The following is a 12,168-nucleotide window of genomic DNA, read 5'->3' as shown; positions in this document are numbered from 1 at the left end:
GCGCCCGCACTGTGATGAAACGTACCTAGACATACAGGGCGCCACCTCCTTATGAATGAAGTACACACGCCGCAGAAAATGGAGGGAGAACCGGATGCTGCCGCGACTGCCGTCACGCCGCCCCGTGTTCGAGCCCCCTCCCCAAACCAAGAGTTTCCGCCCGAATATCGACGCCTTTTCCTTCCGGATCCGCAGCAGCGAACCCGACCCCACCCAGTACCCTAGGGGCATGGTCATTGTCGACGTCGCGCTCATGCCGGTCCGGGTCGGCATCATTGGCGCTCGGGTTACTGTCATGGCAAGCCAATGGGTACGGCCGGACGGTCCCATCCGGCGTGACAACGGTTTGCTCGACATGGCGGACGTGATGGTCGGCAAGCGCGGTGTTGCGGACCAGCTTTTCGCCCTCGTCGCCAACCCTTACGGCCCCGTCGCGCTCCTGCGCGCGATCACGTCCGTCACCGCGCCCGATCGCCCGCTCGGCCAAGCGCTCGAAAAGGGCGGCATGCTCGAGCACGTGTTCGACCCTAATGGCCTTATCGACCGGGTATTCCAATCGGGCGGTTTTGTTGAGCGCGTCCTCACTGAAAACGGCCTCGCGGAACGGATGCTCGGCCTGATGGAGAACTTAGTTACCATCGCCCCAACGATCGATGGCTTGCAAGAACCGATCTCGCGGATCGAGTCAGCCTCCCGGTACATCACGGAGGCCGCAGAGCCGATCGCCGGAAGGTTCCCGCGCCCCCGCATTCCCCGCGTCAGCCGAAGCAGCGACGAGGTCATTGACTCAGCCCCTGCTCCACCGTCAACCGGGAAGCCTGTGCAGAAGCGCGACACGTCCAAGCGCGCGACGGCACAGCCCAAAGGCACATCTCGCAAGCGCTGACTATCGTGTGCCGAATACGCGCTCAACAACGGCACGCGCGCGCCGGGTGACTCGCCGATAATGTTCGAGGAAGTCCGTCGCTTCACCGTCCCAGCCTGCAATGTAGGCGACCGCCGATAGCACCGGTCCCGGGCCAGGCAATTGATCTGTAGGTTTACCCCGCGCGAGAACCAGTGCGTTGCGTGCTTTGGTCGCCGTGATCCAGGCTTCACGGAGCAAGTCTGTGTCGTTCTCTCCGAGGATTTCCTCGGCTGCCATCGCATCGAGCGACTGCAGTGTCGAGGTGTTTCGCAGCCCCACAACCGCGTGGGCATGCTTCAACTGGAGAAGCTGTACCGTCCACTCGACGTCTGAAAGCCCACCGCGTCCGAGTTTGGTGTGTGTCGCGGGATCAGCGCCGCGCGGCAGTCGTTCGGAGTCCACTCGCGCCTTGATACGGCGAATCTCCTGCACCGCCTTGTCCGATACACCGCCTGGCGGGTAGCGCGTCTTGTCTGCCATTTCCAAGAATGCAAGCCCCAATTCGGTGTCACCGGCAACCTGGTGGGCACGCAAGAGCGCTTGAACTTCCCAGGGTTGCGCCCACTGTTCGTAATAGGCGTCGTAGGCAGCCAGCGTCCGTACCATCGGACCGCTGCGGCCTTCCGGCCGCAGATTGGTGTCCACTTCGAGCGGTGGGTCCACGCTCGGCGCGCCTAGCAGTTTGCGAACCGTCTCAGCAATCGAGGTCGACCATTTCACGGCATCCGTCTCGTCCGCACCAGGCTCCGGGTCGCACACAAAAAGCACGTCGGCGTCGGACCCATATCCGAGTTCGGCACCGCCGAGCCGTCCCATTCCAATGACGGCTATCCGGGCGGGCGCTGAAGCACCGCGCTCCTCCACACTGGCCTGGATCGCAGCTTTCATGGCTGCCTCGAGTACCGCTACCCACACCGAAGACAACGCGCCACATACCTCGGGTACGGTGAGCATACCGAGCACGTCGGCCGATGCGATCCGCGCGAGTTCAGCACGCCGCAGCGACCTGGCCGCCGCGATCGCGCGTTCCGGGCTCCCGTAACGGGCCGCGGAGGCAAGCAAGCCCTTGGCCACGTCATCTGTCTTTGGTTCTACGAGACGAGGGCCAGTCGGGCCGTCAGCGAACAACCGCAGCACGTCGGGTGCGCGGATCAGCAGATCGGGGATATACGCGGACGAGCCCAAGATTCTCATCAGGCGGCGAGCAGCGGCCCCTTCGTCGCGGAGCGAACGGAGAAACCACTCTTTGTCAGTGAGTTCCTCCGACATCCTGCGGTACGCGAGTAACCCGGCATCCGGATTCGGCGTCTCGCTTAGCCAGTCGAGGAGCGTTGGTAAGAGCAGCGCCTGAATTCGGTCTCGCCTGGTCACTCCGCCAGACAGCGCGCGCAGGTGTCCGAGTGCGTTCTTCGGTGTCGCGTAGCCCAGTGCGGAGAGCTGCCGGATCGCGGCATCCTCGGTGAGCCGCATCGCTTCCGTGTCGAGTTTCGACACCGATTCCAGCAGCGGCTGGTAAAAGAGCTTCGTGTGAATCCTGCGGACCCGGTTGACGTTTCGTTTGATTTCCGCGACCAGCACGCCAAGCGCGTCAGTGGTGCCGTCGGGACGAACGTGTGCCGCGCGCGCGAGCCACCGCAGGGCCTCTTCGTCGTCAATTGACGGCAGTGTGTGAGTCCGCTGCATGCGCTGCATCTGCAGCCGGTGCTCAAGGAGCCGCAGGAACTCGTATGATGCCGTGAGGTTTGCTGCGTCCTCGCGCCCTATGTATCCGCCAGCAGCCAGCGCCGTCAAAGCATCGACGGTAGAGAGCACATGAAGCGATTCATCAGCCCGGCCGTGCACCATCTGAAGCAGCTGAACAGCGAACTCGACGTCTCGTAATCCGCCCGCGCCGAGTTTGAGTTCACGGTCCCGGATGTCGGCTGGGATGAGTGACTCGACTCGGCGACGCATCTTCCGGACGCCTTCGACGAAGTCTTCGCGCTCGGATGCCACCCACACCATAGGGTTGAGCGCGTCAACGTACTGTTGCCCCAGCGTCATGTCGCCTGTCATGGGCCGTGCTTTGAGTAGCGCCTGGAACTCCCACGTGTGCGCCCAGCGCTTGTAGTAGGCGATGTGCGAGTCCAGACTTCGCACCAATGCGCCCGCTTTGCCCTCTGGGCGCAGCGCCGCGTCAACCTCGAAGAAAGAAGCTGAACCGATGCGCATCATTTCGCTTGCCAGGCGGGTCGCGACTCCGTCGGCCGGCTCCGCGACAAATATCACGTCGACGTCGCTGACGTAATTGAGCTCTTGCGCACCGCATTTGCCCATCGCAATCACACCGAGCCGAACCGAACACGGACGCGAGCTGCACACCGTCGCGACTGCAACCGCGAGGGCAGCAGTGAGGGCAGCGTCCGCGAGTGCGCTCAGGTGACGCACCACCGCTGTGTACGGAAGCACTGGCTCATCCTGGACGGTCGCCGCCACGTCGGCGGCCGCCAACAGCAAAAGCTGATCACGGTACGTGTTGCGCAGCGCCGATATCGCCTTCGGTCCAGTCAGCTGTGCCCGATAGGTTCGCGTGTGCTTGACCGAGGTGGACTCCGCGCCGTCGGATGCGTGCTCGATAGTCTCGGGTTCGGCGTCCACCGCGTCGAGAAACACGGAAATGAGTTCCTCGGCGTTTGGCAAATGCAGGTGGGTGCCCCGCAGTCGCTGCCAGAGCTCGGGTCGCGAAAGCAGGTGGTCACCGAGCGCTGTCGACGAACCGAGAAGGGCGAACAGTCGGCCACGCAGCGCGGTGTCACGCCGAAGTTCGAGGTCGAGTTCCTCCCAGTCCGCCCCAACAGCATCTTGCAGGCGGTTGAGTGCGAGTGCAGCGAGATCTGGGTCGGGAGCCCGCGACAGCGCCCAAAGCAGATCGGTGTCAGCCTCGCCGCCCCATCCCAACTGAGCAAGTCGTTGTCCTGCGTTGGGATCGACCATCCCCAGCCTAGCGGGGCCGGGGATGAGTGAGCGGCCGAGCGGTGGTCGCACCATACTGCGTACGCCTCTACAAGAGTTCTGTCAGTCTTACAGCGACAAGTAAGTCTTAAGTTCGAACGGTGTGACCTGGCTGCGGTAGGCCTCCCACTCAGCGCGTTTGTTGCGCAGGAAGAAGTCGAAGACATGCTCGCCGAGTGCCTCCGCGACGAGCTCAGATTTCTCCATTTCACGCAATGCATGGTCGAGATTTCCAGGCAATTCCCGGTATCCCATCGCGCGCCGCTCGGCCCGGGTGAGCGACCACACGTCATCTTCCGCTTCTGCTGGCAATTCGTATCCATGCTCAATACCACGCAGCCCAGCGGCAAGAAGCACCGCAAACGTCAAATACGGGTTGCACGCGGAATCTGGGCTGCGCACCTCAATCCGGCGCGATGACGCCTTGTTCGGCGTATACATCGGCACGCGGACCAAAGCGGACCTGTTCGCTCGTCCCCACGAGGCCGCCGTCGGCGCTTCACCGCCGTGGATGAGGCGTTTGTACGAGTTCACCCACTGGTTGGTGATCGCGCTTATCTCGTTGGCATGGTGCAAGATTCCCGCGATGAACTGCTTCGCCGTATCCGAAAGCTCCATGGGGTCGTCCGGGTTGAAGAACGCGTTCGTTTCGCCTTCGAAAAGACTGATGTGAGTGTGCATTGCCGAGCCTGCATGCTGGCTGAAAGGCTTCGGCATGAATGAGGCGTGCACGCCTTCCTGCAGCGCAACTTCCTTGACGACGTAACGGAACGTCATGACGTTGTCCGCCATCGACAGCGCGTCCGCATAGCGCAGATCGATCTCCTGCTGCCCCGGGGCTGTTTCGTGATGGCTGAACTCCACCGAGATGCCCATTGATTCCAGCGCCTCGATCGCGTGGCGGCGGAAGTTCGGCGCCGTATCGTGCACCGCCTGGTCGAAGTAGCCGCCCTTGTCCGCTGGCGCTGGCTCCGTCCCGTCTTCAGGGAAATCCTTCAGAAGGAAGAACTCGATTTCTGGATGCACGTAGCAGCTGAATCCGAGGTCCCCCGCTTTGCTCAGCTGGCGGCGCAGCACATGCCGGGAGTCGGACCATGACGGCGACCCGTCAGGCATCGCAATGTCGCAGAACATCCGCGCGGTATGCGGCTTACCGTCCTTATGCACCCAGGGCAGGATCTGGAAGGTGGAGGGATCGGGCAATGCCACAGTGTCAGCTTCCGACACTCGGGAGAACCCTTCGATGGACGATCCATCGAAACCGATTCCTTCAGCGAACGCTCCCTCGAGTTCCGCAGGCGCGATCGCTACCGATTTGAGGTAGCCGAGGACGTCAGTGAACCATAGCCGGACGAACCGGATGTCGCGCTCCTCGATCGTGCGGAGCACGAATTCCTTCTGGCGATCCATACGGGCGAGGTTATCACTTATGGGGTCCCGCCAAACGGGATCGGCACGGGGATCGTGCTGCCCTCCAACGAATCAGGTGGTGCAACCGGCGCGGGTAGCGCCGCTGAGCGCGGGATTCATCCCGTCCAGCACCTGGCTTGGATTAGCAGCGCGCACCGTCGGAGGGCAGCACCCCATCGACGAGGTAGGCCGCCGCAGCATCGTCGACGCATGTAATCCCCTGGAAAACCGCGGTGTGCGTCGAGCCTTCGACAGTCAGCAGCGCGGCGCCCAGTTGGTCGGCGAGTTCAACACCGGCCTCGTACGGCGTTGCGGGGTCCCCTGTGGTCGAGACGACGAGAATGGTGGGCAGGTCTTCCGGCACATCGAGCCTGCCCGGCTCGCTCGTGTGCGGTACTGGCCAAAAGGCGCATTCGGAGAGCGGCGCCAGCCCGGTGCCCCGGCCATCGTCAAGGAAAGGCGCAGCCTCCCGGTACAACCGGTCTGTCTCTCCCGCCTGTTCGCGGTCACGTTGCGCCGGGGTGTCGACGCAGCGGACAGCCGTGAATGCGTCATCACTGTTGTCGTAGGTCCCGTCATCACCGCGCCGCTCGTATACGTCCGCGAGCAGAAGCAGCGTGTCACCCCGGCCATCGCGGAGTTCGCGCAGCCCTGTCCGCAGGGTCGGCCAGTACTCTTCGACGTATAGCGCCTGCACAACACCTGTCAGGGCATCGTCATAACTCAGCCCGCGCGGATCAGTCGTGGCAGCGGCCCCGTCGATCAGTGGGTCGACGAGTGACCGAAACTCCTTCACCGACTGGTTTGGATCATTGCCAATCGGACACTCAGGCTGATTCGCACAATCCGCGGCGAACGCATCGAACGCGCGCTGAAATCCCTCCGCTTGCCGGACCAGCGCTTCCCTTTCGTCCTCGGCCGGATCGACCGCGCCATCCAGAATCATCGCGCGAACCCTGCCTGGAAACGCCTCAGCGTACTTCGCGCCGAGGAACGTGGCATAGGAATACCCCAAGAAATTCAGCTGCTCGTCGCCGAGCGCTGAACGGACGATGTCCAGGTCCCTCGCCCCCTCTCGGGTACCCACTGTTGCGAGGAAGTCGGAACCGGTCCGCTCGGCACATTCGGTGGCGTAACGCTCGTTCTCTGCTTCCTGTGCTGCGACGCCTTCCGGGCTCATGTCGACCCGGACCTCCGCCCGTACCGCATCCCGTTCGGCATCGGATCGGCAATTCACGGCAGGTACCGCGGCACCGACACCCCGCGGATCAAGGCCGACGATGTCGAAGCGGCTGGCGACATCCGTCCCGATCATCCCGGCTGCGAGGTCGGCTACCGTCTGCACACCTCCCACCCCAGGACCGCCCGGATTCACCACGAGCGCCCCGAGCCGGTCGCCCTCAGCGGCACGGCGCGCGATCGCAACATAAACGGCCTCGCCATCGGGGTCGTCATAGTTCAGCGGGACTGCCACGCGTGCGCATGAGAACTCAAGCAGAACCAGGCTGAAGCTTGTCGCGAGGTCATCCCCGTACTCGTCACAGGGTTCCCACTCGACGTTCTGCTCATAGAAAGCGTCCAGCTCACCGGGTGCGTCACCACCTGGGTCCGGTAAGGCCTCCGCTGCCCCGTCCTCAGGTTCCGCATCCGGAGCCGCGGGATCCGGCGCCGAACAGCCCGCCAGCGCAACAGCGCCTGCGAACAGCAGCCCAGTCACCGTACGCAAAACGTTCCGTGCGTTTGCAGGACAAACCGGGCCAGACACACGGTGCGTGATCATGCTTCGATCGTGCCATTACCGCTCCCGCGCCGGAGCAATTCGAGTGCCCGATTCGATCACCACATTGCACCGATGGAGCCAGGGTGATCCCCGCCACGCTGGACGTGCACGGGCGGGCTGGAGTGGCAGACTGAGGGATGTCATCACCCAATCCCGGGGACCGGCAGACCGGCCTCGAGGCACGAAGGGACAACGATGTCGGAAACACCTGTGTACGGCAGTGCCGACCATGCCGCCCAAAAACCGAAACGCACGAAGACCCGCCTTCACCATTTGCAGGCCATGAAGGAACGCAACGAGCCGTGGCCGATGCTCACGGCGTACGACTACCCCACTGCACAGATCTTTGATGACGCCGGGATTCCAGTGCTCCTCGTCGGCGACTCCGCCGCGAACGTCGTATACGGCTACGACACAACCGTGCCCGTCACGATCGATGAACTGATTCCCCTCGTCCGTGCGGTCGTGCGCGGCGCGCCCAACGCCCTCATCGTTGCGGACCTGCCCTTCGGTTCTTACGAAGTCTCCGCAGAGCAAGCGCTGGAAACGTCCATCCGTTTCATGAAGGAGGGCGGCACCCACGCTGTCAAGCTCGAAGGCGGCGAGCGTATGGCCCCGAAAATCGCGGCGCTCACCGCGGCCGGGATTCCCGTAATGGCGCACGTCGGGTTCACGCCGCAAAGCGTGAACACCCTCGGCGGATTCCGCGTGCAAGGCCGCGGCAGCGGCGCTGATCAGCTCATCGCTGACGCGCTCGCCGTACAGGAAGCAGGCGCATTCGCCGTCGTGATGGAAATGGTGCCGGCTGAGCTAGCGGCTAACGTCACACGTAAGCTGACCATCCCTACAATCGGTATCGGGGCTGGGAACGAGTGTGACGCGCAAGTGCTCGTCTGGCAGGATATGGCTGGGCTCAATCGCGGCAGGACCGCGAAGTTTGTGCGACGATTCGCCTCCGTCGGCGACGAATTGCTGCGCGGAGCATCGGAGTACGCGCAGGCGGTACGCGATCGTTCGTTCCCCGGACCGGAACACTCGTTCACCAACTGATCCCACTTTTCAGCAGAACCTCAGGAGGCACGTTGCCCCACAAGCTCAGGGCAAAAGTGGTGACAGGCGCGGCGGCGATGAGTCTTGCCGCCGCAGTACTGGCCGGGTGCGCAGACGTGCCAAGCACCGAAACAGCACCGCCGATGCCGACGGAGACGCCAGCGTTCCAGCTGCCTGACGCGAGCGGGCTGTGCAGAGACTTAGAAGCACGCGCTCAGGAGCTGCGTACGTACACCCCGACGATCGGCAAGGTGACCCTCAACGATCGCGTCGCGAACTGGGCCACCAGTCAGGGCGTCGATCTCCTGCAACTCGCCCGCAACCGGGATGCGGTCGACGATGCACTCAGGGCCGCCTGTCCTGAAACGCACGAAGCGGTCATGAGCTACCTTGATGTCGACTCGCTAGAATCCGCACTCATCGGATTGCCGGGGTAGAAAACGTGGTGACACAAAGCCAGGAACGCGAACTGAAGTTCGAAACCGGCACACACACGGCGGTGCCGGACCTGAGCAGCATTCCCGGGGTGAGCACAGTGCTCGGGCCTGACGAGGTTCGCTTGCACGCCACATACTTCGACACAGCTGATCTTGACCTCATTCGGGCGAAAATCACGCTTCGCCACCGAACCGGCGGCAGCGACGAGGGATGGCACCTGAAACTGCCGCCGGCCAAAGGTGCGCGGACAGAGGTGCACGAGGCTCTCTCACCACTAGAAGACGGGCCGCCGCCAGAGTTGCTGGCAATGGTGCGCAGCCGTCTCCGCGGCGGAGAGGTACGTCCTATCGCGGAGATCATCAACAATCGCCGCACCTGTCGCCTCGCTGACCAGCATGGCGAAGTGCTGGCCGAGGTCACCGATGACGCAGTGACGGCGCGCTCCCTGCGGGCCGATGCTGATCAGGAATCAAAGTGGCGCGAATGGGAAGCGGAACTCGGCAGCGGCGACGAAAATCTGCTTCAGGCGATCCGCCGCTGCCTTCTCGACGCGGGCGCCCACGATTCACCTGTCCCTTCGAAGCTCGCCCGTGCGCTCGGGACTCTGCCAGAGAAAAGGCAGCATGCATCGTTCGACCAGGGCACGGCCGGGGGTCTCGTGCTCGACGCGCTGCTGGGCCACATCGAAACGTTTAAGGCATTCGACCCGCGTGTCCGCCTCGATGAAGACGACTCGGTCCATCAGATGCGCGTCGCGGCGCGTCGTATCCGAAGCATCATCCGCGCTTATCGCCGCGTCTTCGACACTGCCGTGGCTGATCCCGTCGAGTCAGAACTGCAGTGGATTGCCCGAGTGCTCGGCGCAGCCCGGGACGCCGAAGTCATGGCGGAGCGACTGCAAGCACTCATCGACGAGCAGCCAAGAGGCTCGGTTCCCCGTGCCGTGCAGCAACGTCTTGTGGGTGGGCAGCACTCGGCGTACCGCGATGCGCTTGATGACGTGCTGAAGGCTTTCGAAAGCGACCGCTACTTCGCCCTGATTGGTTCGCTGGACACGCTCGTCACCCGGACCGCATTCGCCCGCAACGCACGCAAGCCAGCGGACGAAGCCGTGACCAGGGCCCTGGGACAGCTCTACCGTAAAGCGAAGCAAACGGAGCAGCAGGCGCGCTCCGCAAAGGGAACCGCCGACCACGATCCACTGCTGCATAAACTCAGAAAGCAGTGCAAGCGGCTTCGGTATGCCGGTGAACTCGTGTCCAAGGCGCACAACTCACGCGATGTTCACAAGTACGCCAAGCAGGTTCGCAAAGCTGCGGAGACGCTGCAAGAAACCCTCGGCGAGCACCAAGACGGCGTGATCACGCGTGCCCTACTGGACGAGGCTGCCAGGCTCGCGGAAGCCGCTGGAGAAGATACCGCCGCATACGAAACCCTTGCGCGCCACGAACAGGACCTTGCTGACGCCGCCGTGCGGCGCTACCGCCCGCAGTGGCAGGCTCTCAAGCAGAAGACGGGGCGCTCAGCAGACGGCTAGCCACGGCAAGCGCCCCCTTCCGCTCAGTTCCGCCACTTCTCGTCAGCTTCATCCGCGGCACGCGTACGCTCTTTGGCGATCTCTAATGCCCGCGCCGCTGTGGCACGATCCGGGTACGGGCCCATTCGCTCGAGTCCGCGGGATTCCTTTCCCTGCCGCACCGAGCCGTCCTTAACGCAGTAATACCACTGGTCTTCGTCGCGCATGGCTCAAGTCTGCCAGGAAGATCGTTGTTGCGCGTCGCCTTGAATAAAGGGTGCGCACACGCAGCGCGTGCATACCATTCGTCCACCCGGGTACGCCCCTCGTGAGTGATGACGGGGACGATGTCGCGAAGCCTGAATTGTCAGACTCGACTGGCATGATGCAGTGACCCCTGGGCGAGACTGATCGGAGGCACCGAGTGGCGTGGACAGGTAATGTGCTGTGGCTAGCGGAAGCCCTGCGCGCAGAAGGGCTCCGTGTAATCGAGCACCCAGGCTGGCAACAGCGCGGCCACGGCGAGTATCGCGACATTCGCGGCGTCATGTGCCACCACACCGCCGGTGGCGGACCTAATGATTGGCAAGTCGTGCTCAATGGACGGCCTGATCTCCCGGGCCCGCTCTCGAATCTTGTTCTTGAGAAAGATGGCACCTACCGAGTGATCGCCGCAGGTGTGTGCTGGCATGCCGGACGTGGATCGTGGCCGGGCTGGCCGACAGATAACGCGAACTGGCACGTCATCGGAATCGAAGCTGTCAGCCGAGGCGTCCCCGATGCGCAGGGGCGTTACGACTGGACGCAGGAGCAGCTCGACGCGTACGTCCGCGGCTGCGCAGTCATCGCGCACCGGGCCGGGTTTTCCGTGCGCGACGTTGTGGGCCACAAAGAATACAGTTCCGAGGGGAAAATAGACCCAGCCGGGATCGATATGGACGATTTCCGGGCGCAGGTCCAGCAGGTGCTCGATCGCATGCGCGCGCCACGTGATCTCGATGCATTTCCCCTGCCGCCGGGCTACTACTACGGCCCCCTTGAAGGGCCGACACAGTCGATATCCGGACTGCACCCGTCAGAGCGGCCCGAGTGGCGAGAGGCACTCAAACGCTGGCAGCGAGCTCAGCGAGTTCCTGAAACCGGCGTCTGGGATGCAGAAACCATCACTGCAGCGAAGGCGGTGCAGTCCGCCAACGGCTGGAACCCTGACGGACTCATCGGGCCAGGAACGTGGGCCGCTGGGCTGCGCGGGACCGTACCGCCCGCAGAACCAGAGCCCGCGCCCGTTCCGCTGCCCGAGCCGGAGCCCGTCCCTGAACCTGCACCAGTTCCCGAGCCAGAGCCCGCGCCGGGACCCGAGCCGGTGGGCGCATCTCCGCGGACTGTCCTACGGGAGGTGGTGCGGTGGTTGCGGGACCGTATCCCAGTCGGTAAGTAAGCGGACGAGTCAGCCTGTAAGCCGGATCCTGTTCTCCCTGCCGTACGGCACGTGGAGCGGCGACCATCCATCTGGGCACACCGTCACCGGGTGCCTCATGCGGCTCACCCGCGGGCTCAGGCGAGCAGCCCTCGTGCACCCGCGCAGTCGCACCAAGCGGTGCGACCTTCAGCCTTGCTCCGGACGGGGTTTACCTAGCCAACCTGGTCACCCAGGTTGCTGGTGCGCTCTTACCGCACCGTTTCACCCTTACCGGCGCACGCGCACCGGCGGTTTGTTTTCTGTGGCACTTTCCCGCGGGTCACCCCGGGTTGCCGTTAGCAACCGTCCTGCTCTGCGGAGTCCGGACTTTCCTCGGCGCGGAGCCTGGCACCACGAGGTGCTGGTTCTCTGCGACGCGGCCGCCTGGCTGACTCGTCCGCTATCAGGGTATCGGGTTGTGAGCCGCAACCCTCCTGCAGGCAGCCGCGATTTCCTCGGGAACCTCCAATTTCCGCAAGAAACCGCACATTTCCCCAATCAATATCCTGAGGCAATGTGCGGTATCACGAGGCAATGTGACTCGACTACGCTGACCAGCCGCACTGCGGCACCCCGATCGCCAGAAAACTCAGCGATACCAGCCGAGACCCCGCCGC

General features: G+C 63.6%; 9 protein-coding genes and 1 other RNA gene. 5 read left to right on the top strand and 5 right to left on the bottom strand.

The window, feature by feature from the left end:
• Nucleotides 1-229 precede the first annotated feature (229 nt).
• Complete coding sequence (locus tag ONR57_RS18815) at nt 230-886, top strand: hypothetical protein (RefSeq protein ID WP_265125054.1); 657 nt, start codon at nt 230-232, stop codon at nt 884-886.
• Here ONR57_RS18815 and ONR57_RS18810 read toward each other — a convergent pair whose 3' ends face one another.
• The 3 genes from ONR57_RS18810 to ONR57_RS18800 all read right to left on the bottom strand — a co-directional run bounded on the left by ONR57_RS18810 (nt 887) and on the right by ONR57_RS18800 (nt 7,088).
• The gene (locus ONR57_RS18810) at nt 887-3,934 is read right to left on the bottom strand and encodes a bifunctional [glutamine synthetase] adenylyltransferase/[glutamine synthetase]-adenylyl-L-tyrosine phosphorylase (RefSeq protein WP_265125053.1); all 3,048 of its coding nucleotides are present in this window, start codon (nt 3,932-3,934) and stop codon (nt 887-889) included. It abuts the gene before it with no gap.
• A 33-nt stretch (nt 3,935-3,967) separates the two neighbouring features.
• Nucleotides 3,968-5,308 (bottom strand): type I glutamate--ammonia ligase, encoded by a 1,341-nt coding sequence (gene glnA, locus ONR57_RS18805; RefSeq protein WP_265125052.1) that lies wholly within the window; start codon nt 5,306-5,308, stop codon nt 3,968-3,970.
• A 142-nt stretch (nt 5,309-5,450) separates the two neighbouring features.
• Nucleotides 5,451-7,088 carry an alpha/beta hydrolase gene (locus ONR57_RS18800; protein WP_265125051.1) on the bottom strand — a complete coding sequence of 546 codons (1,638 nt, stop codon included), beginning with the start codon at nt 7,086-7,088 and terminating at the stop codon, nt 5,451-5,453.
• Nucleotides 7,089-7,283: 195 nt separating this feature from the next.
• On the opposite strand from ONR57_RS18800, the gene panB reads away from it, so the two are divergent.
• Genes panB through ONR57_RS18785 form a run of 3 tightly spaced genes read left to right on the top strand, consistent with a single transcriptional unit; the run spans nt 7,284 to nt 10,113 of the window.
• A complete protein-coding gene (panB, locus tag ONR57_RS18795) occupies nt 7,284-8,138 on the top strand; it encodes a 3-methyl-2-oxobutanoate hydroxymethyltransferase (RefSeq protein ID WP_265125050.1) in 855 nt (284 codons plus the stop codon).
• Between the two features lie 32 nt (nt 8,139-8,170).
• The gene (locus ONR57_RS18790) at nt 8,171-8,575 is read left to right on the top strand and encodes a hypothetical protein (RefSeq protein ID WP_265125049.1); all 405 of its coding nucleotides are present in this window, start codon (nt 8,171-8,173) and stop codon (nt 8,573-8,575) included.
• 8 nt (nt 8,576-8,583) lie between these two features.
• Nucleotides 8,584-10,113: a CYTH and CHAD domain-containing protein gene (locus ONR57_RS18785; protein ID WP_265125048.1), complete on the top strand. Its 1,530-nt coding sequence runs from the start codon at nt 8,584-8,586 to the stop codon at nt 10,111-10,113.
• 23 nt (nt 10,114-10,136) lie between these two features.
• Here the strand turns inward: ONR57_RS18785 and ONR57_RS18780 are convergent, their stop codons facing one another.
• Nucleotides 10,137-10,319, bottom strand: coding sequence for a hypothetical protein (locus tag ONR57_RS18780; RefSeq protein WP_265125047.1), 183 nt, complete (start codon nt 10,317-10,319; stop codon nt 10,137-10,139).
• 197 nt (nt 10,320-10,516) lie between these two features.
• Between ONR57_RS18780 and ONR57_RS18775 the strand changes: the two genes are divergently transcribed.
• Nucleotides 10,517-11,530, top strand: a complete 1,014-nt coding sequence (locus ONR57_RS18775) for an N-acetylmuramoyl-L-alanine amidase (RefSeq protein WP_265125046.1) — start codon at nt 10,517-10,519, stop codon at nt 11,528-11,530.
• A 1-nt stretch (nt 11,531) separates the two neighbouring features.
• Here ONR57_RS18775 and rnpB read toward each other — a convergent pair.
• Nucleotides 11,532-11,947: RNase P RNA component class A (rnpB, locus tag ONR57_RS18770), an RNA gene on the bottom strand.
• Between the last annotated feature and the right edge of the window lie 221 nt (nt 11,948-12,168).

Source organism: Hoyosella sp. YIM 151337 (assembly GCF_026041215.1).
Classification (GTDB): domain Bacteria; phylum Actinomycetota; class Actinomycetes; order Mycobacteriales; family Mycobacteriaceae; genus Hoyosella.
Note: the sequence above shows the minus strand (reverse complement) of the source record. Positions and strands in the feature narration are given on the sequence as shown.

Excerpts from the sequence above, each read along its gene's own strand:
- ONR57_RS18815 (WP_265125054.1), top strand. The coding sequence starts at position 230 with ATGGTCATTGTCGACGTCGCGCTCATGCCGGTCCGGGTCGGCATCATT.
- ONR57_RS18810 (WP_265125053.1), bottom strand. The coding sequence starts at position 3,934 with ATGGTGCGACCACCGCTCGGCCGCTCACTCATCCCCGGCCCCGCTAGG.
- glnA (WP_265125052.1), bottom strand. The coding sequence starts at position 5,308 with ATGGATCGCCAGAAGGAATTCGTGCTCCGCACGATCGAGGAGCGCGAC.
- ONR57_RS18800 (WP_265125051.1), bottom strand. The coding sequence starts at position 7,088 with ATGATCACGCACCGTGTGTCTGGCCCGGTTTGTCCTGCAAACGCACGG.
- panB (WP_265125050.1), top strand. The coding sequence starts at position 7,284 with ATGTCGGAAACACCTGTGTACGGCAGTGCCGACCATGCCGCCCAAAAA.
- ONR57_RS18780 (WP_265125047.1), bottom strand. The coding sequence starts at position 10,319 with ATGCGCGACGAAGACCAGTGGTATTACTGCGTTAAGGACGGCTCGGTG.